The organism is Burkholderia lata (genome assembly GCF_000012945.1).
In the GTDB taxonomy this organism is placed as follows: Bacteria; Pseudomonadota; Gammaproteobacteria; order Burkholderiales; family Burkholderiaceae; genus Burkholderia; species Burkholderia lata.
The window spans coordinates 3,068,360-3,087,482 of sequence record NC_007510.1; the positions used below are offsets into that span (position 1 = coordinate 3,068,360).

18 protein-coding genes are annotated in these 19,123 nt (G+C 68.5%); 5 read left to right on the plus strand and 13 right to left on the minus strand.

Translation table 11 applies throughout. From position 1 onward, the window contains the following. Positions 1–6: 6 nt before the first annotated feature. Positions 7–1,284, minus strand: a complete 1,278-nt coding sequence (locus BCEP18194_RS19885; protein WP_011353050.1) for an efflux RND transporter periplasmic adaptor subunit — start codon at positions 1,282–1,284, stop codon at positions 7–9. Between the two features lie 400 nt (positions 1,285–1,684). Here BCEP18194_RS19885 and BCEP18194_RS19890 point away from each other — a divergent pair, with 400 nt between their 5' ends. Further along, positions 1,685–2,326, plus strand: coding sequence for a TetR family transcriptional regulator (locus tag BCEP18194_RS19890; RefSeq protein ID WP_011353051.1), 642 nt, complete (start codon positions 1,685–1,687; stop codon positions 2,324–2,326). Between the two features lie 97 nt (positions 2,327–2,423). Here BCEP18194_RS19890 and BCEP18194_RS19895 read toward each other — a convergent pair whose 3' ends face one another. Beyond that, positions 2,424–3,101, minus strand: a complete 678-nt coding sequence (locus BCEP18194_RS19895) for a cysteine hydrolase family protein (protein WP_041493122.1) — start codon at positions 3,099–3,101, stop codon at positions 2,424–2,426. A 152-nt stretch (positions 3,102–3,253) separates the two neighbouring features. On the opposite strand from BCEP18194_RS19895, the gene BCEP18194_RS19900 reads away from it, so the two are divergent. Further along, a complete protein-coding gene (locus BCEP18194_RS19900) occupies positions 3,254–4,270 on the plus strand; it encodes a helix-turn-helix domain-containing protein (protein ID WP_011353053.1) in 1,017 nt (338 codons plus the stop codon). Between the two features lie 42 nt (positions 4,271–4,312). Here BCEP18194_RS19900 and BCEP18194_RS19905 read toward each other — a convergent pair whose 3' ends face one another. The 6 genes from BCEP18194_RS19905 to BCEP18194_RS19930 all read right to left on the minus strand — a co-directional run bounded on the left by BCEP18194_RS19905 (position 4,313) and on the right by BCEP18194_RS19930 (position 9,683). After that, positions 4,313–5,020, minus strand: a complete 708-nt coding sequence (locus BCEP18194_RS19905) for a CoxG family protein (RefSeq protein WP_011353054.1) — start codon at positions 5,018–5,020, stop codon at positions 4,313–4,315. Between the two features lie 28 nt (positions 5,021–5,048). Further along, positions 5,049–5,408, minus strand: coding sequence for a DUF427 domain-containing protein (locus tag BCEP18194_RS19910; RefSeq protein WP_011353055.1), 360 nt, complete (start codon positions 5,406–5,408; stop codon positions 5,049–5,051). Positions 5,409–5,541: 133 nt separating this feature from the next. Then, entirely contained in the window at positions 5,542–5,979 is a 438-nt protein-coding gene (locus BCEP18194_RS19915) for a carboxypeptidase-like regulatory domain-containing protein (RefSeq protein WP_011353056.1), read from the minus strand. A 105-nt stretch (positions 5,980–6,084) separates the two neighbouring features. Beyond that, positions 6,085–7,569: a DegQ family serine endoprotease gene (locus BCEP18194_RS19920; protein ID WP_011353057.1), complete on the minus strand. Its 1,485-nt coding sequence runs from the start codon at positions 7,567–7,569 to the stop codon at positions 6,085–6,087. Positions 7,570–7,670: 101 nt separating this feature from the next. Beyond that, positions 7,671–9,017: an ATP-binding protein gene (locus tag BCEP18194_RS19925; RefSeq protein ID WP_011353058.1), complete on the minus strand. Its 1,347-nt coding sequence runs from the start codon at positions 9,015–9,017 to the stop codon at positions 7,671–7,673. A gap of 3 nt (positions 9,018–9,020) precedes the next feature. Then, positions 9,021–9,683, minus strand: coding sequence for a response regulator (locus BCEP18194_RS19930; protein ID WP_039360640.1), 663 nt, complete (start codon positions 9,681–9,683; stop codon positions 9,021–9,023). A gap of 186 nt (positions 9,684–9,869) precedes the next feature. Between BCEP18194_RS19930 and dacB the strand changes: the two genes are divergently transcribed. From dacB to BCEP18194_RS19945, 3 genes are all read left to right on the plus strand, one after another. Continuing rightward, positions 9,870–11,402, plus strand: a complete 1,533-nt coding sequence (gene dacB / locus BCEP18194_RS19935; RefSeq protein WP_011353060.1) for a D-alanyl-D-alanine carboxypeptidase/D-alanyl-D-alanine endopeptidase — start codon at positions 9,870–9,872, stop codon at positions 11,400–11,402. Positions 11,403–11,800: 398 nt separating this feature from the next. Further along, the gene (locus BCEP18194_RS19940) at positions 11,801–12,715 is read left to right on the plus strand and encodes a sterol desaturase family protein (RefSeq protein ID WP_011353061.1); all 915 of its coding nucleotides are present in this window, start codon (positions 11,801–11,803) and stop codon (positions 12,713–12,715) included. A 95-nt stretch (positions 12,716–12,810) separates the two neighbouring features. Then, positions 12,811–13,938: an SGNH/GDSL hydrolase family protein gene (locus BCEP18194_RS19945; RefSeq protein WP_011353062.1), complete on the plus strand. Its 1,128-nt coding sequence runs from the start codon at positions 12,811–12,813 to the stop codon at positions 13,936–13,938. An 81-nt stretch (positions 13,939–14,019) separates the two neighbouring features. Here BCEP18194_RS19945 and BCEP18194_RS19950 read toward each other — a convergent pair whose 3' ends face one another. From BCEP18194_RS19950 to fba, 5 genes are all read right to left on the minus strand, one after another. Further along, positions 14,020–15,048, minus strand: coding sequence for an L-threonylcarbamoyladenylate synthase (locus tag BCEP18194_RS19950; RefSeq protein ID WP_011353063.1), 1,029 nt, complete (start codon positions 15,046–15,048; stop codon positions 14,020–14,022). 8 nt (positions 15,049–15,056) lie between these two features. Then, positions 15,057–16,253: a 5-(carboxyamino)imidazole ribonucleotide synthase gene (locus tag BCEP18194_RS19955; RefSeq protein ID WP_011353064.1), complete on the minus strand. Its 1,197-nt coding sequence runs from the start codon at positions 16,251–16,253 to the stop codon at positions 15,057–15,059. An 80-nt stretch (positions 16,254–16,333) separates the two neighbouring features. Next, positions 16,334–16,855, minus strand: coding sequence for a 5-(carboxyamino)imidazole ribonucleotide mutase (purE, locus tag BCEP18194_RS19960; protein WP_006481724.1), 522 nt, complete (start codon positions 16,853–16,855; stop codon positions 16,334–16,336). A 65-nt stretch (positions 16,856–16,920) separates the two neighbouring features. Next, positions 16,921–17,811 (minus strand): phosphoribosylaminoimidazolesuccinocarboxamide synthase, encoded by an 891-nt coding sequence (locus BCEP18194_RS19965; protein WP_011353065.1) that lies wholly within the window; start codon positions 17,809–17,811, stop codon positions 16,921–16,923. A 221-nt stretch (positions 17,812–18,032) separates the two neighbouring features. Beyond that, complete coding sequence (gene fba / locus BCEP18194_RS19970; protein WP_011353066.1) at positions 18,033–19,097, minus strand: class II fructose-bisphosphate aldolase; 1,065 nt, start codon at positions 19,095–19,097, stop codon at positions 18,033–18,035. Between the last annotated feature and the right edge of the window lie 26 nt (positions 19,098–19,123).

A 19,123-nucleotide genomic window follows, 5' to 3' on the forward strand; every position in this document is an offset into this window, starting at 1 on the left:
TCCCTGTTATTGCGCGCTCGAAGCAGCGGCAGCACTCGCCGGCGCAGCGCCCGATGCGGCAGCACCGGAAGCGGCAGCGGCGCCGGAACCGGCGGCAGCCGGCGCGGCGGACGCGGCAGCAGCACCCGATGCGGCATCGGCCGCCGGGGCGAGCTGCGCGGCGACCGTCTTCACGGTCGCACCCGGGCGCACCTTGTCGACGCCCTGCACGATCACGTGATCGCCCGCTTCCAGACCGCCTTCGACGATCCAGTTCGCACCTTGCATGCCCGTCGTCTTCAGCGGACGCGGCTCGACCTTGTTGCTGGCGTTCACCACCATCGCGATCGCCTGGCCCTTCTGGTCATGCGTGACGCCGATCTGCGGCACCAGGAACGCGTTCTCGTTCACGCCTTCCTCGATCCGTGCGCGCACGAACATGCCCGGCAGCAGCACGCGGCCCGGGTTCGGGAACACCGCGCGGATCGTCACCGAGCCAGTGGTCTGGTCGACCGTCACGTCCGAGAACTGCAGCTTGCCCGGTTCCGAATAGGTCTTGCCGTCTTCCAGGATCAGCGACACCTTCGCCGCGCCCGGGCCAGTCGTCTTCAGGCGGCCGCTCTGCACGTCCTGACGCAGCTTCAGCCCGTCGAGGCTCGATTGGGTGAGGTCCACGTACACCGGATCGAGCTGCTGAACCGTCGACATCAGCGTCGCCTGGCTCGCCTGCACGTAGGCGCCCGGCGTCACTTGCGAGATGCCGACGCGGCCGGTGATCGGCGACACGACATCGGTGTAGCCGAGGTTGATCTGCGCGGTGTCGACCGCTGCCTTGCCGGACGCGACATCCGCCGCGGCCTGGCCTTGCGTGGCCACCGCGTTGTCGTAGTCCTGCTTGCTGACCGCGTTCGCGGCCACCAGCACCTTGTAGCGCGCGACCAGCGCGTTCTGCGTGACGAGGTTCGCCTGCGCCTTCGCGAGCGTCGCCTTCGCGCTGTTCAGCGCGGCGACGTACGGCGCCGGGTCGATCTTGTAGAGGCGCTGACCGGCCTTGACGTCGGTGCCTTCGGTGAATTCACGGCGCAGCACGATGCCGTCGACCCGCGCGCGGACCTGCGCGACGAGGAATGCACTGGTGCGGCCCGGCAGGTCGGTGAAGACCGGTACGGATTGCGGTTGGACGGTGACGACGCCGACTTCCGGCGTTTGCGGCGGCGGTGCCGATTCTTTTTTCCCGCACGCGGCCAGGAAAACGGCGGCCGTCGCGACAGTGATTAAGCGGTATGGAACCCGTTCGACGCGCATGGAGCGACCTCTGTGTATAACCAATGGAATAAGTGCCGCACCCGACCGGAGGGAGTGCAACACGGATGCGCCTCACGGCGCAGATCGAACACCTGAAATACTGGACTGCTAGATACAGCAAGCGGCACGAAACCTCCGTGCCGACAGGTTGCCCCGCACTGCGGACTGGAACTTTGGCGGGAATCAGCAGGTGGGATATTAACTGATTGCCACTTGGGTCATTCGATCGTAGGGTGGTATTGTATATACATTCATGAATGTATGTAAAAAGCCCGTTTATGCCCCGCCTGCTGTCCATTCTTACGGATTGTTACCAACCGCAAGCATAGCCAGTCTATATGACTGCGACGAGGGTTGCAGACCCTATATTCACCTACGATCATTCCAATCAGGCCTGCACATGGTCAGACGTACCAAGGAGGAGGCGCTCGAGACGCGCAATCGCATTCTCGACGCCGCCGAGCACGTGTTCTTCGAGAAGGGCGTGTCGCACACGTCGCTCGCGGACATCGCCCAGCATGCCGGCGTGACGCGCGGCGCGATCTACTGGCATTTCGCGAACAAGAGCGAACTGTTCGACGCGATGTTCGACCGCGTGTTTCTGCCGATCGACGAGCTCAAGCGGATGCCGCTCGACGCACCGGGCGGCAATCCGCTCGAGAAGATCCGGCAGATCCTGATCTGGTGCCTGCTCGGCGTGCAGCGCGACGCGCAGTTGCGCCGCGTGTTCAGCATCCTGTTCATGAAGTGCGAGTACGTCGCAGACCTCGAGCCGCTGCTCCAGCGCAACCGCGCGGGGATGAGCGAGGCGCTGCACGCGATCGATGCCGATCTCGCGGGGGCCGTGCGGCTCAAGCTGCTGCCCGAGCGGCTCGATACGTGGCGCGCGACGCTGATGCTGCACACGCTCGTCAGTGGTTTCGTGCGCGACATGCTGATGCTGCCCGACGAGATCGACGCCGAGCAGCATGCGGAAAAGCTCGTCGACGGCTGCTTCGACATGCTGCGCTACAGTCCGGCGATGCTGAAGGACGGCGACTGACCGCGCGACGCGCGCCCGCCTGCGGTTGCCGTTTCATCGAGCGGCGCGCCAACCTCGCAAACGCACTGCCCGCCCCCTCTCCCGTCTCCCCGCTGTTTCAGGCCGCCTTCGCGCGCTGCGCGCGGGCCCGCTGGTTCGACGCGGCGACCGAATCGCGCTTCGGCATCGGCGCCCCGGCCAGCCCCGCGATCCACGCGTCGGTCGACATCACGGCCGCGAAATTCGACTGGAACACCACCGTGTACGCACGGTGAATCTCCTCGGCGCTCGCCGAGCCTGCTTCGTTCTCGTACGGCAGCGCACCCGTCGCGTCGTCCAGGTACTCGACATTCAGCCCCGCGTGCGCCGCGTGATAGACCGTCGACGCATTGCAGTTGTGCGTCATGTAGCCGGCCACCGCGAGCGTGCCGATCCCGTGCGCGTCGAGCCATGCGGCGAGGTCGGTCCCGGCAAACGAGCTCGCCTGCTTCTTCTCGATCAGGTGCGCGTATGGCCGGCCGGCAACGACCGCGTGCAGCGCGACGCCGTCGGAGCCGGGCGCGAAAATCGGTGCGCCGGCCGGCGCGACGTGCTGGACGACGATCACCGGCACGCCGGCCGCATGCGCGGCATCGATCGCGCGGCCGATGTTCGCGAGCGACACGTCGAGCGGCGGATACTCGATCGGCAGGTTGCCCGTCACGTATTCGTTCTGGACGTCGATCACGATCAGCGCGCGGCGGGCCGCCGGGCGGGAAACGGTTTGGGAAGCGGATTGCGGGACGGCGTTCGACATGGCGGGCTCCTGGTCCGGGGGCGCGGCCCCGCCCCGGAACGGGACGGCCAGCGGCGCGATGCGATGCATTGTCGGTGCGCATCGTTCACCGGGACAGTGGCCCGATAGCCATTCTTCGATAGAATCGGGCCATCGCCATTCCGGAGCCCGCCATGACCGCCGCCGCCTCGTCCACCCGGCCCGCCCCGCCCGTTCCGACCGTCGTTGCCGTGATCGCGTACGACGGCATCAGCCCGTTCCACCTGTCGGTGCCGTCGGTCGTGTTCGGCAAGGAGCGCGACGCGGCCGCATCGCCCGCGTTCGAGTTTCGCGTCTGCTCGGCCGAACGTGGCCCGCTGTCGACGACGGGCGGCTTCACGATCACCGCGCCATACGGGCTCGACGGGCTCGACGATGCGGACATCGTCATCGTGCCGGCATGGCGCGATCCGGACGAAGCGCCGCCCGACGTGCTGCTCGACGCCGTCCGCGCGGTCGCCGCGCGTGGCGCGCAGCTCGTCGGGCTGTGCCTCGGCGCCTATGTGCTCGCCGCGGCCGGCCTGCTCGACGGCCGCCCGGCCACCACGCACTGGGCATGGGCCGACGACTTCGCGCGACGCTTTCCGCGCGTGAAGCTCGACCCGGACGTGCTGTACGTGGACGACGGCAACCTGATGACGTCGGCCGGCACGGCAGCCGGGCTCGACTGCTGCCTGCACGTCGTCCGGCTGCGCTTCGGCTCGGACGCCGCGAACCAGATCGCGCGCCGCCTCGTGATCCCGCCGCATCGCCAGGGCGGGCAGGCGCAATACGTGCCGCAGCCGGTCGCCGCGCATCCGCGCGATGCACGGCTCGCGGGCCTGCTCGACTGGGTGCGCGCCCACCTCGACGCCGCACACAGCGTCGACTCGCTCGCCGAACGCGTGCTGATGAGCCGGCGCACGTTCACGCGCCACTTCCGCCAGGCGACCGGCACGACCGTCACCGCGTGGCTGCAGGCCGAGCGGCTCGCGCGCGCGCAGCATCTGCTGGAAACCACCGGGCAATCGATCGATGCGATCGCGCAGGCAGCCGGCTACGGGTCGAGCGTGTCGCTGCGCCAGCATTTCGCGGGCGCGCTCGGCACGTCGCCGTCGGCATACCGAAGGGAATTTCGCGGCGCCGGAGCCGGCGCCGAGGTCGTGCGGTAACGCGCGCGGCGAGCACGTCTCGCCGCGGAACCGGCCGGTCGCTCAGCCGCCGTTGATCCAGCGTGCCGCGTACAGCAGCAGCGCGATGAAGACGATCATCGCGGCCCACGCCCACACCGGCACCGTGCCGGAGCCGCGATGCGGAAGCGCGCCGGCGGCACGCCCGGTCAGCGCGCCACCGAGGTGCGGTGGCAACGCGCGCTTCGTCGCGGCCACCAGCGACGCCGGCCGCAGGAACACATGCTGGCGCCGTGGCGCGGCCGAGCGCGCGCGATTCGGCGCAAGACCGTGCTTCGCCTGCACGACCGCGCAGAATTCGCGGAAGAAGTCGTCGGTCCATTCGCGCAGCGTATTTTCGATCTGCCGCCCCGGCAGCTCGGTGAGCGGGCCGCTCGCCGTCGCCCAGACCACGTACTCGATGCGCGTGGCGTTCTCGTCGTCATCCGGCACGAGCACGAGTTCGACCTGGCCGCGCAGCGCGCCGAGCCCGTCGGCCCGCGCCTTGAAGTTGAGCACGCGGCGCGGCTGCCCTTCCGCGTCACCCTGCTCGGCGGCTGCATGCGCACGCACGTCGTAGCGGGCGCGCAGCGGGCCGAGCGGCACCGTGATCGTCAACGCAAACTCGCCATGCGCAAGCTTCTCGAAGGATTCGCAATGCTCGAAGCTCGCGCGCAGCAACGCGAGATCCTCGAACGCCTCCCGCACGACAGGCGGGGCGAGCGGTATGCGTAATGTGTCGTTCAGTTCCATGACGCCTCCCCGATGAACACGCGCCGCATCAGGACGTCTCGACGAGACTGTCGATCCGTGCAGCGTCAAAGGCAACGTAGTGCGCGAGCGCCAACGCGGCCTCCTTCGGTTCCTCGTAACTCCATGCGGCGTTCTCGATCACGCCGTCTTCCGTCTGCAAGTCGAAGTGCACGGCCTCGCCCCTGAACGGGCAGGCCGACGTGACACCTGATTTCACGAGCCGGCGCATGTTGACGTCGCCGCGCGGCAGGTAGTGGGTGTCCGGCAGGCCCGTTTCGCGCACGGTCAGCGCGCCGTGCGAATCGGCGTACGTGATGCCGCGATGGATCACGCGCACGCGATGGCGGTTCGGCACGATTTCGAGACGAGGGTCGGCTGCGTCGGACATCGTTTCTCCTTGGGGCGGCCAGGCCATGCCAGGCTCAGGAAACGAAAAAAGCCACGGCACGGGTGCCGTGGCTTTCATTATGGGCGAAACCGCAGCCGAATGCGCGACCCCGGCCGGGGCCACGTGCGGCGGACTACTGCGCGCTCCACTGGAAGGCGGTTTTCGCGCCGCCCTTCGCGCCGACCGTGACGGCGCGGGACTCCTCGTTGCCCTGGTACGACGCATGCACCGTATAGCGGCCCGGCGGCACCTTCACGAGCATGTACGGCCCGCGCGCGTCGGTCTTCAGCACTTCGGCACCCTTGCCGTCGACGATCCGCACATGGACGTCGGCCAGGAACTCGCCGCCCTTGCCGGTGAACCGCAGCGCCAGCGGCCAACTCGGCTCGTTGCGCTGGAACGCCGTCGATTCGTCCTGCCCGACGCCGCCGGACACGAAGGTGACGTCGCCCTGCTGGCGCGCGGCGGGCAAGCCGTCCGACTGCGCGTACGCGCCGGTCGCTCCGGCTGCGAGGCCGGCGGCCAGCGCCGCGGCGACGGCAAATCGGGACACGTTGCGTAGATATTGCATGGCTCTCTCCTTGGGGTCGGAACACATACAGGGCGCTGCGTCACCCATTCAGCACGGCGGCGGCGCCCGCTGCGGCCGGCCTGGCCGGCCGTCGGCCGTGGCCGGTCAGCTCAGGTCGACCGGCACGAAGATCTGTGCATTATCGCGCTGGATCAGCAGAGCAAGACTGTTGCCCGCGCCCTTGACCGCGTCGCGCAACTGCTCGGGGCTCGTGACCGGGCGGCCGTTGACCGCGAGGATCACGTCGCCGGGCTGGATGCCCGCGTTCGCGGCCGGCCCGCCGGCCTGCTGCACGATCAGGCCGTGCGACAGGTTGTCGGCACTGCGCTCCTGCGGCGACAGCGGACGCACCGCGACGCCCAGGCGCCCTTGTTCAACAGGGCCGCCGTCGTTCGACGCGAGCTTCGCGTCGGCCATCGCGCCGAGCGTCACGCTGATCGACTTCTTCGACTTGTCGCGCCAGATCTGCAGGTCGGCCTTCGAACCCGGCTTCAGGTTCGCGATCTGCGCGGGCAGCGACGTCGAATCGGCAACCGGCGAGCCGTTGACCGACAGGATCACGTCACCCGGCTGCAGGCCGGCCTTCGCGGCCGGGCCGTTCGGATCGACCGAGCTGACGAGCGCGCCGTCCGGCTTCTGCAGTCCGAACGAGCTCGCGAGCGTCTGGTTCAGCCCCTGCACGGCGACGCCGAGGCGGCCGCGGCTCACGTGGCCCGTCTTCACGAGTTCGTCCTTCACCTTGATCGCCTCGTTGATCGGGATCGCGAACGACAGGCCCTGGAAGCCGCCCGTCTGCGAGTAGATCATCGAGTTGATGCCGATCACCTCACCCTGCAGGTTGAACAGCGGGCCGCCCGAGTTGCCGGGGTTCACCGGCACGTCGGTCTGGATGAACGGCGTGTAGTTCTCGTCCGGCAGCGCACGCGACTTCGCGCTGATGATGCCCGACGTGACCGTGTTGTCGAAGCCGTACGGCGAACCGATCGCGACGACCCACTGGCCGACCTTGCTCTGCGCCGGGTCGCCGATCTTCACGGTCGGCAGGCCGCTTGCGTCGATCTTCAGCACCGCGACGTCGGACTGCTTGTCGGAGCCGACGACCTTCGCCTTGTATTCGCGCTTGTCGGTCAGCTTGACCGTGACGACGTTCGCGCCGTCGATCACGTGCGCATTGGTGAGGATGTACCCGTCGGAGCTGATGACGAACCCGGAACCGAGGCTCGCGCTCGGCTGGTCGTCCGGCTGCGCGTCACCGCCCATGCCCGGCACCTGGCCGTAGAAGTGCTTGAAGAACTGGTAGAACGGATCGCTCGGATCGATCGGCAGTTGCGGCTGCGGCACGCGCCGCGACACCTGCTTCACGACGTGCTTCGCGCTGATGTTCACGACCGCCGGGCCGTAGGTCTCGACGAGCCCGGAGAAATCGGGGATGCCGGTCTTCGCGGCCGCTTCGGCCGGCATCAGCGCCGCCGCCTGTGCGGGCGTGATGATCTGCGGATCGGCGCGGCGGGTGCCGGCGACATAGCCGGCGGACAGGGCGGCCGCCACGGCGACCGCGACGGCGCCGCGCGCAAGGAATCGGGTGTTCATCGTAGGACCTCCTCTTTGTTAGGACGCAGCGTAACGACCCTGACTTAAAGGAGGCTTAATCAGCCTTAAGCGGGGCTTAAGCGGCCGCCCGGCGGCGTTCTTCACACGGATTCGGACGGCTGCGGCGCCTCGGCCGGCATCTCGGCATCGCGGAACACGACGCTGACGAGCAGCCCGCCTGCAGCCGCGTCGCCGAGCGACACCGTTGCACCCTGCTGCGCGGCCACGCGCTTGACGATCGCGAGCCCGAGCCCGCTGCCCGACACGTCGGTGCGCGCCCGCGCGGAGCTGTCGCGGTAGAAGCGGTCGAACACGCGCTCGCGCTCGTCGGCCGGAATGCCGGGCCCGCTGTCGCCGATCTGCACGCATGCGCGACCGGCCGCGTCGCGGGTCAGCGACACGTCGATGCGGCCGCCGTCCGGCGTGTACTTCACCGCGTTGTCGAGCAGGTTGCCGAACATCACGCGCAACGCGCCGACGTCCGCGACGACGCTCGCCGCACGCGTCTCCTCGAAGCCGAGATCGATGTCGTGCCGTTGCGCGAGCGGCGCAAGCGCGGCCACGCATTCGGCAAGCAATGCCTGCAGGTCGACCGGCTCGCGCATCGTCGCGCCATCCGGTTCGGCGCGTGCGAGCGCGAGCAGCTGCTCCGTGAGACGCGTCGCTCGCGACACGCCATCCTGGAGATCCGCGACCGCCTCGCGGCGCGATGCGTCGTCCTTCGCGCGGGCGACGAGCTGCGCCTGGATCTGCACGGCCGCGAGCGGCGTACGCAGTTCGTGCGCGGCGTCGGCCACGAAGGCCTTTTGCGTGTCGAGCGCGGCCGCCAGCCGCGCGAGCAGCCCGTTCAGCGCCCGTACGAGCGGCTGCACCTCGAGCGGCAGGCGCGCATCGGGCAGCGGATCGAGCGCTTCCGGCCGGCGCGCCTCGACCGCGCGCGTCACGCGGCCGAGCGGCGCGAGCCCGCGCCCGACGATCACCCACACGGCCGCGCCGAGGAACGGCAGCAGCACGATCAGCGGCCACAGCGTGCGCAGCGCGACGTTCGCCGCGAGCCGGTTGCGCACCGACAGCGGCTGCGCGAGCTGCACGACGTTGTCGCCGACGATCGCGCCGTACACGCGCCATTCGCCGCGATCGGTGCGCTCGGTCGAGAAGCCGAGCTCCGCGCGCGGCGCGATCGGCGCACGCGGATGCGAGAAGTACATCAGCACGCCGTTGCGGTTCCAGATCTGGATCACGATGCCTTCGTCGCCGTTGGTGCGCGAGCCGAACACCTGCGAGAACGGCTCCGACGGCAAGGCCGCGGCGATTTCCTGCAACTGGTAGTCGAACAGTTCGTTCGCTTCGGCGAGCGCCTGCCGGTAGATGAGCCAGCCCGCGATGCCCACGCCCGCGACGACGATCGCGAGCAGCCAGATCAGCAATTGATGACGAATCGACCTCACGCGTCAGCTTTCCTTGACGACCATGTAGCCGAGCCCGCGCACGTTGCGGATCAGGTCCGAGCCGAGCTTCTTGCGCAGCGCGTGGATGTAGACCTCGACCGTGTTGCTGCCGATCTCCTCGCCCCAGCCGTACATCTTCTCCTCGAGCTGGCTCTTCGACAGCACCGCGCCGGGCCGCGCGAGCAGCGCCTCGAGCAGCGCGAACTCGCGCGCGGACAACGCGACGGGCACGCCGTCGAGCGTCACCTGGTGCGAAGCGGGATCGAGTGTCAGCGCGCCGTGACGGATCAGCGATTCGCTGCGTCCGGCCTGGCGGCGGATCAGTGCGCGCATCCGTGCACCGAGTTCATCGAGGTCGAACGGTTTGACGAGGTAGTCGTCGGCGCCCGCGTCGAGCCCCTTCACGCGATCGGCCACCGCGTCGCGTGCAGTGACGATCAGCACCGGCAGCGCCAGCCCGCGTGCGCGCAGCGTGCGCAGCACGTCGATGCCGTCGCGCTTCGGCAGGCCGAGATCGAGCAGCAGCAGGTCGTACGTCTCGCCGCCGAGCGCCGTCAGCGCGGCGTCGCCGTCCTGCACCCAGTCGACCGCAAAGCCGTCCGAGCGCAGCGCCTTGCGCACGCCTTCGGCAATCATTCGATCATCTTCGACAAGCAGAATCCGCATCGGGACAGGCATCCATGGGGCGAGTCAAACACGCCGACCATTGTAGCGCCGCGAACCGGGCCCGCGGCACCATGCAATGCAACAGAAAGGCGGATTGCAAGGGGGCTGTCCGGACTTGTCTCTACAATATGCGCTTTGGCGCCGCGCGCGCCCTGCCCGAACGTCGTGCTTCTCCCGTATTCGCTCATGCCGATTTCCGATCTTTCCACCCGGTTCGCCCCCCGTGCCCGCGTCTGCCTGCGGGCGGCCGCCATCGTCGCCACCTGCACCGCCCTCGCCTTCGCACCGTCCGCGCAGGCCCGCAAGAAATCCCACAAGGAAGCGCGCAAGACCACGGTCGTGTCGCCCGCCGCGCGTGCGGCCGGCCTGCCGGCGTCCGTGCTCGTCGCGCTGCAGCGCGCGAAGGTGCCGGCGTCGGCGATGAGCGTCGTCGTCGAGCGCGTCGGCGATCCGGAACCGCTGATCGCGTGGAATGCGAACCGGCCGATGATGCCCGCCTCGACGATGAAGCTCGTGACGACCTTCTCGGGCCTGTCGATCCTCGGCCCCGACTACCGCTGGCGCACGACCGCCTACACGGACGGCACGATCGACCCCGACGGCACGCTGCAGGGCAACCTGTACATCAAGGGCACCGGCGATCCGAAGCTCGTGCCCGAAGAGCTGATCGACCTCGTCGACAAGCTCCGCAAGGCCGGCGTCAAGCGCGTGGCCGGCGGCCTGGTGCTCGACAAGAGCTACTTCGCGACCTCGACGCGCGATCTCCCTTCGTTCGACGACGACGCGAGCGCACCGTACAACGTCGGCCCCGATCCGCTGCTGTACGCATTCAAGGCCGTGTCGTTCACGGTCACGCCGGGCGACGACGGCAAGGTGGCCGTCGACGTGCTGCCGCCGCTCGCGGACCTGTCGATCGACAACCAGCTGGTCGAAGGCTCGGGCTCGTGCAGCGCGGCCGCCGCGGCCGCGCGTCCGACGCTGACCGCCGGCAGCGGGATCATGACCGCCTCGTTCGCCGGCGACTACCCACTGCGCTGCGGCGCGCACACGACCAACCTCGCGATCCTCGATCACACGACGTTCTTCGCGCGCGGCTTCCTTGCGCTATGGCAGCAGGACGGCGGCACGATCACGGGGCCGGTGAGCGAAGGCAAGGTGCCGACCACCGCGCGGCCCCTCGCCGTGCATCACAGCCCGGTGCTCGGCAGCATCGTCTACGACATCAACAAGTTCAGCAACAACGTGATGGCGCGCAACCTGTTCCTGACGATCGGCGCGGTCAGCGGCAAGCCGCCCGCGACGCCCGAGCAGTCGAGCCGCGTGATCCAGGCGTTCCTGCAGAAGAACGGCATCGCGATGCCCGACCTCGTGCTCGAAAACGGCTCGGGCCTGTCGCGCGAAGAGCACGTGAGCGCGCTGTCGCTCGCCGCGCTGCTGCAGGCCGCAAACGCGAGCCCGGTCGCGCAGGCCTTCGTCGATTCGCTGCCGATCGCCGGCATCGACGGCACGATGAAGAACCGCCTCACCAACGCCGGCGTGCTCGGCAACGCGCACATCAAGACCGGCACGCTGCGCGACGTGCGCGCGATCGCCGGCTACGTCGCCGGTGCGGACGGCCAGAGCTACATCGTCGTGAGCTTCATCAACAACGATCACGCGGAAGCCGCGCGCGCCGCGCACGACTCGCTGCTCGAGTGGATCTACTCGGGCGCGCACTGACGTTTCCGCGCCGCGACACACGGCGCGCCGGTGGCCTGCTGCCGGTGCGCTCGTCGCGCCTGTGCATCGGGGCGGCACGCGTACAACGGGTCGCCCCGGCGGACCGCCGGGGCGGCCTGACGGCACCCCCGCACACCGAATCCCGCCCGCCCCGGTTTGAAACGGTCGCCGCCACCGGCGCGCGACGCACTACGCGCCACCCGCGCCCGTAAAACAGGGCCATACCGCCCGGCCCCGTGCCGCGCGGCTTCCGTAAAAACCCTGTCCTCAGAGGGAACCCTCTACGCTCCCCCCTCGCCTAGCGCGTGGCGATTGCGTAGGCTGTTGGCCTGACTGATATCTACAACGGGCCATACGCCCGGCCTCAAGGCTTGCAGGGGAAAGAAGGAGACACGCCCATGCGATTCGACGTCGAATTGCTTCTGCTCGCGCTGGCGCCCGTCTTCCTGCTCTGCATCGCGTGGGAGGCCTGGCACCTCGCCCGCACTCGTGCGCAGGACCACGTCTATGCGTGGCGCGACACGCTGTGCAACGCGGCGCTCGCCCTGATGCACCAGGGCGCCGACAAGATCGCGTGGCTGTTCGTGATCCCCGTCTATGCGTACTGCTACCAGCACTATCGCCTGTTCACTTGGCACGACAGTTGGCTGTCGTTCGCGGTGCTGTTCGTCGCGCAGGATTTCCTCTACTACGTATTCCATCGCGCCAGCCATCGCGTGCGCTGGCTGTGGGCCGCGCACGTCGTGCACCACTCGTCCGAGCGGATGAATTTCTCGACCGCGTTCCGCCAGAGCCTGATGTACCCGGTCGCGGGGATGTGGGTGTTCTGGCTGCCGCTCGCGTTCGTCGGCTTTCCGCCGCAACAGGTCGTCGGCATCGTGCTGATCAACCTCGCGTTCCAGTTCTTCGTGCATACGCAGGCAATCGGCAAGCTCGGCTGGCTCGAATACGTGCTGAACACGCCGTCGATCCACCGCGCGCACCATGCGCGCAACCCGCGCTACATCGACCGCAATTACGCAGGCGTCCTTGTGATCTGGGATCGCCTGTTCGGCAGCTATGTCGAGGAAACGCCCGATGATCCGCCGCAGTACGGGATCGTCGAGCGGCTCGGCTCGAACAACCCGCTCGTCGCGACGTTCCACGAGTGGGTGTCGATGGCCGGCGACGCGTTGCGCGTCGACGGCTGGCGCAACAAGCTGCGCGCGATTTTCGGCCCGCCCGAATGGGCGAGCGCTTATCATGCGCAGATTGCCGAGGCCGCGAACCCCGATCCGCGCATCGTGCCGCTTGCGGCTGCGCGAGACCAATAAACCGTTTCAGCCAACGGCCGCCGCGCAGCCCGGAACCGAGCAGGCACGCGGCAGATGAGAAACACATCAGGCCATATCTACGAGGAGATCGAACGATGCAGACACAACAACACGCACCCGCCCGCACCCGTCAGCGCATGCTGCGCACCGCGCAAGTCGCGATCGCCGGCGCCGCGCTCGCGCTGCTCGCCGCATGCGGCGGCGGTGACGACAACAACAACAGCGCATCGAACACGCCGCCGTCGGGCGTGAAAATGCAGGTCGTGTCGTTCGGCGACAGCCTGTCCGACGCAGGCACCTACTCGCAGATCAAGCTCGGCTTCGGCGGCGGCCGCTTCACGACCAACCCGGGCCAGGTGTGGACGCAGAACGTCGCGCAATACTACGGCGACACGCTGCAGCCCGCGAACCAGGGCGGGTTCGGGATTCCGCTGCAGGCCACCGGCGGCCTCGGCTACGCACAGGGCGGCTCGCGCGTGACGCAACAGCCGGGCATCGGCCACGCTGACGCCAGCGTGCCGAACGCCGACTACGCGCAAGCGACCACGACGCCGATCGCCGACCAGGTCAAGCAATACGTGGCACAGCACGGCAGCTTCAACGCCGGCCAGGTCGTGCTGCTGAACGGCGGCGCGAACGACATCTTCTACCAGGTCGCGGCGCTGCAGGCCGGCGCGATCACGCCGACGCAACTGCAGCAGAACATCGGCGCCGCCGCGCAACAGCTCGCGGGCATCGTGCAGCAGATCGTCGCCGCCGGCGCAACGCACGTGTTCGTGTCGAACGTGCCGGATATCGGCGGCACGCCGCTCGCGCTGCAAGGCGGCACGCAGACGACCCTCACGCAACTGTCGATGCTGTTCAACGGCACGCTCGCCGCGACGCTGCAGGCACTCAAGGTCGACACGACCAAGTACGTGCTGCTCGACACGTTCACGTGGCAGGACGGCATCCTCGCGAACTACAAGGCGAACGGCTTCGCGGTGTCGAACACCGACACGGCCTGTAACCTGAAGGCGATGGTCCAGGCCGCCACGCAGTACGGCGTCGCGAACGCAACCGCATTCGGCTCGTCGCTGTTCTGCTCGCAGCAGACCTACACGGTCGCAAACGCGGACCAGACCTACATGTTCGCCGACACGGTCCACCCGACGACGCGCCTGCATGCACTGTTCGCGCAGTACGTCGAACAGCAGATCGCGAAGTCCGGCGTCGGCAAGTAAGCCGCCGACCACGCGCCCAAACGAAAACGCCCGACCGGTTTGCCGGTCGGGCGTTTTTTCATTCCAGTGCCGGGATTGGCGTCAGTCGCGCGCTTCGAACGCGGCCGCCGCGCGGCCGAGACGATCGTTGACGGCAATCCACTCGACGGTCTCGGGCAGCTTCTCGACGAGAATCCGCGCGACCTGCGCGCGGTCGAGCGCACGCAGCATCCCGTACAGGTCGCGCGCATACGCCTGCGGATCTTCCGGCGCCGCGACGAAATGCACGCCGTCGGCCTGCGCCCAGCGTCCCGCGCGCGACGCGCGTGCGACGAGCGCAACCCGCTCGCCGTCGGTCTGCGCGGCCGCGAGCAGCGGCTCGAGCGCGTCGAACGGCAGCAGCGCAAGCGGCGTGCGCGGCGCGTAATGTGCTTTCAGCGTGCCGGACGCGCGCGGCGCGGTCGCGTCGCTGCCGTCCGGCAGCCGCGGTGCGCGGCCGAGCACATCGGCAATCTGCTGCGGCGTCACGTGGCCCGGGCGCAGCAGCGCCGGGAAGCCGCGCGACAGGTCGAGAATCGTCGATTCGATACCGACCTCCGATGCACCGCCGTCCAGCACGTGCACGGTGTCGCCGAATTCGTCGCGCACATGCTGCGCGGTGGTCGGGCTCACATGGCCGAACCGGTTAGCGGACGGCGCAGCCACGCCGCCGTGCCCGCCGCGCCGCGCGCTGAACGCGGCCAGCAGCGCCTGCGCGACCGGATGCGACGGGCAGCGCAGCCCGACCGAATCCTGGCCGCCGCTCACGGCGTCCGGAATGCGCGCATGGCGCTTCAGGATCAGCGTCAGCGGGCCCGGCCAGAACGCATCGATCAACGCCTGCGCGTCGGCCGGCAGATCGTCGGCCCAGTAGCCAGGATCGCCGCCCGGCGGCAGGTGCACGATCACCGGATGATTCGCGGGCCGCCCCTTCGCCGCGTAGATGCGCGCGACGGCCTCGGGGTTCGCCGCGTCACCGCCGAGCCCGTAGACGGTTTCGGTCGGAAAGGCGACGAGCTGGCCCGCATCGAGCAGCGCGGCGGCCGCGTCGATCTGCGCGGCCGTCACGGAGTTCGGAAGATCGATGGACATCGGCTGGCTCAGTCGAGCGGCACGCGCAGCAGCTGCGCGCACGCGGTGGCCGCGGCAACGGCTTCGTCGCGCGTTTCGGCCGTGAAGTTCACGTGGCCCATCTTGCGGCCGACGCGCGCATCTTCCTTGCCGTACAGGTGCAGGTGCGCAGTGGGCATCGCCGCGACCGTGTCCCACGGCGGCGTGACAGCATCAGCCGCCGCACCGTTCGGGAACCACACGTCGCCGAGGATGTTCAGCATCGCGGCCGGCGAATGCTGGCGCGGATTGCCGAGCGGCATGCGCGTCATCGCGCGCACCTGCTGCTCGAACTGGCTCGTTGCGCACGCATCGACCGTGTAGTGGCCGGAGTTGTGCGGGCGCGGCGCCATCTCGTTCGCGACGAACGAACCGTCTTCCAGCACGAAGAATTCGACGCACAGCACGCCGACGTAGCCGAGCGTATCGGCGATCCGCACGGCGGCCTGCTGCGCCTCTTCGACGCGCGCCGCATCGGCGGCCGGCGCGGGCACGACCGTCAGCGCGAGGATGCCGTTGTGGTGCGCGTTCTGCGCGAGCGGGAACGCGGCCGAGCGGCCGTCCGCGCCGCGCGCGATCAGCGCCGACACTTCGTATTTCAGCGGCAGGCGCTTCTCGAGCACGCACGGCACGCCGTTCAGCGCCGCATGCGCGTCGCGCGCTTCCTGCGCGGTGCTCACCCGCACCTGGCCCTTGCCGTCGTAGCCAAGGCGCGCCGTCTTCAGGATGCCCGGCAGCACCGCGTCGAGCGTGGCATCGTCGAGCGCGGCGAGTGCCGCCGACGATTCGATCACGACGTGCGGCGCCACGGGCACGCCCGACGCTTCGATGAAGCGCTTCTCCGCGATCCGGTCCTGCGCGACCGCGACGCAGCGGCCGGCCGGCGCGACGAACGTCGTGCGCGCGAGGAAATCGAGGCTCGCGGCCGGCACGTTCTCGAACTCCGTCGACACCGCCTCGCACAGTTCGGCCAGTTCGGCCAGTGCGGCTTCGTCGTCGTAGGCCGCGCGCAGGTGGCGGTCGGCGACCGTGCCGGCGGGGCTCGTCGGATCGGGATCGAGCACGGCGACGCGATAGCCCATCGACTGGGCAGCAAAGCAGAACATGCGGCCGAGCTGGCCACCGCCGACCATGCCAAGCCACGCGCCGGGCAGGATCGGGGAAACGGAATCAGGAGTTGCGGTCATGTCAGTGATCGGTCGCGGCGGGCGCTGCCCGCCGCAGTGGGGAGGTCAGGCAGCCGCGACGCGCGGCCGCCGGTGCGCCGTCATTCCAGCGGCGGCAGCACCATCGCGTGCGCGGCTTCGTTCTGGCGCACGCGGAACGCGGCGAGGCGGTTCGCATAGTCGACCGAGTTGCCGGACAGGATCGACACCGCGAACAGCGCGGCGTTCGCAGCGCCGGCCTCGCCGATCGCGAACGTCGCGACGGGCACGCCCTTCGGCATCTGCACGATCGAGTGCAGCGAATCGACGCCCTTCAGGTACTTGCTCGCGACCGGCACGCCGAGCACCGGCACCGTGGTCTTCGCGGCCAGCATGCCCGGCAGGTGCGCGGCGCCGCCGGCCCCCGCGATGATCGCGCGCAGCCCGCGCTCGCGCGCCTTCTCCGCATAGTCGAACATCTCGTCGGGCATCCGGTGCGCGGACACGACCTTCGCTTCGTACGGCACGCCGAATTCCTGCAGGATGGCAACCGCGTGCTTCATCACGTCCCAATCGGAACTCGATCCCATCAGCACGCCGACGAGCGGCGCGCTGTGCGTGTGGGCAGTCTGGATTTCACTCATTTGTTCAGTTCCTGTCGACCAGAGTTAGTGCTTCAGCACTTACTCTGGTCCCATGCAAAGTCCGATCAGGCGAGCGCCTGGCCCGTGATGCGCTCGAGCGCTTCCTGGTACTTCGCGGCCGTCTTCTCGACGACGTCGGCCGGCAGCGCCGGCGCCGGCGCCGTCTTGCCCCACGGCTGCGCCTCGAGCCAGTCGCGCACGAACTGCTTGTCGAACGACGGCGGGTTCGTGCCGACTTCGTACTGGTCGGCCGGCCAGAAGCGCGACGAATCGGCCGTCAGCACTTCGTCCATCAGGTACAGCTGGCCGTGGTTGTCGAGGCCGAATTCGAACTTCGTGTCGGCGATGATGATGCCGCGCGTCGCCGCGTAGTCAGCCGCTTCCTTGTACAGCTTGATCGAGATGTCGCGGATCGTCGCGGCCAGCTCGGTGCCGATGCGGCGCTCGGTTTCCTCGAACGTGATGTTCTCGTCGTGCTCGCCCATCTCGGCCTTCGCGGCCGGCGTGAAGATCGGCTCGGGCAGCTTCTGCGCGTTCTGCAGGCCTTCCGGCAGCTGCACGCCGCACACGGCGCCCGACGCCTGGTATTCCTTCCAGCCGCTGCCGGCCAGGTAGCCGCGCACGACCGCTTCGATCATGATCGGCTCGAGGCGCTTGACGACCACGCCGCGGCCCTTCACCTGCTCGACCTCGTCGGCCGCGACGACGGCTTCCGGCGCGTCGCCCGTCAGGTGGTTCGGCACGATGTGCGCGAGCTTGTCGAACCAGAAGTTCGCCATCTGGTTCAGCACGCGCCCCTTGTTCGGAATCGGCTCGCCCATCACCACGTCGAATGCCGACAGGCGATCGGTCGTGACGATCAGGAGCTTGTCGTTGCCGACCGCGTAGTTATCGCGGACCTTGCCGCGACCGAGGAGCGGCAGCGAGCGGAGCGTGGATTCGTAGAGGGTAGACATCGTCTTTTCGCAGATAAGGAGCCAAACAAAAAGGGAAACGCCGTTCCCCGCGGCAGGCGGGAACGGCGGTCTTGCAATACGTCGGCGAACCGGCCGGGCGTCAGCGCCCGGGCGGTTGCCGGCCGGCCCTCGTTCGGCCGGACGGAGCGGCTGTGGGGCCGGATCAAACCCGGCCGAACAGCCTTGCCGTTGCCTTTCGGCGCGGCAATCGTACTACAGTCTTAGCGCACGACCTGTGCGAGCGCACCGGACTTGTACTGCTCGGCGATCTTGTCGAGCGACACCGGCTTGATCTTGCCGGCCTGGCCTTCGCAACCGAACGCGAGGTAGCGGTCGACGCAAACCTGCTTCGCCGCTTCGCGCGCGGGCTTCAGGTAGTCGCGCGGATCGAACTTGCCCGGGTTCTCGAACAGGTAGCGGCGGATCGCACCGGTGATCGCGAGACGCAGGTCGGTGTCGATGTTGATCTTGCGCACGCCGTGCTTGATGCCTTCCTGGATTTCCTCGACCGGCACGCCGTAGGTTTCCTTCATGTCGCCGCCGAATTCGCGGATCTCGGCCAGCAGTTCCTGCGGCACCGACGACGAACCGTGCATCACGAGGTGGGTGTTCGGGATGCGCGCGTGGATTTCCTTGATGCGCTGGATCGACAGGATGTCGCCCGTCGGCTTCTTCGAGAACTTGTACGCGCCGTGCGACGTACCGATCGCGATCGCGAGTGCATCGCACTGCGTGAGCTTCACGAAGTCGGCGGCCTGCTCCGGATCGGTCAGCAGCTGCTCGCGGGTCATCGTGCCTTCCGCGCCGTGGCCGTCTTCCTTGTCGCCCTTCATCGTCTCGAGCGAGCCGAGCACGCCGAGTTCGGCTTCGACCGTCACGCCGATCGAGTGCGCCATCTCGACGACCTTGCGCGACACGTCGACGTTGTACTCGTACGACGCGACCGTCTTGCCGTCGGCTTCCAGCGAACCGTCCATCATCACGCTGGTGAAGCCGCTGCGGATCGCGGCCATGCAGACTGCCGGCGACTGGCCGTGATCCTGGTGCATCACGACCGGGATGTGCGGGTACGACTCGACGGCTGCTTCGATCAGGTGGCGCAGGAACGGCTCGCCCGCGTACTTACGCGCGCCGGCCGATGCCTGCATGATCACGGGCGCGCCAACCTGGTCCGCCGCCGCCATGATCGCCTGGACCTGCTCCAGGTTGTTCACGTTGAAGGCCGGCAGGCCATAACCGTGCTCTGCCGCGTGGTCCAGCAATTGACGCATTGATACGAGAGGCATTGTGGAACTCCTTGGAATGAAAACCG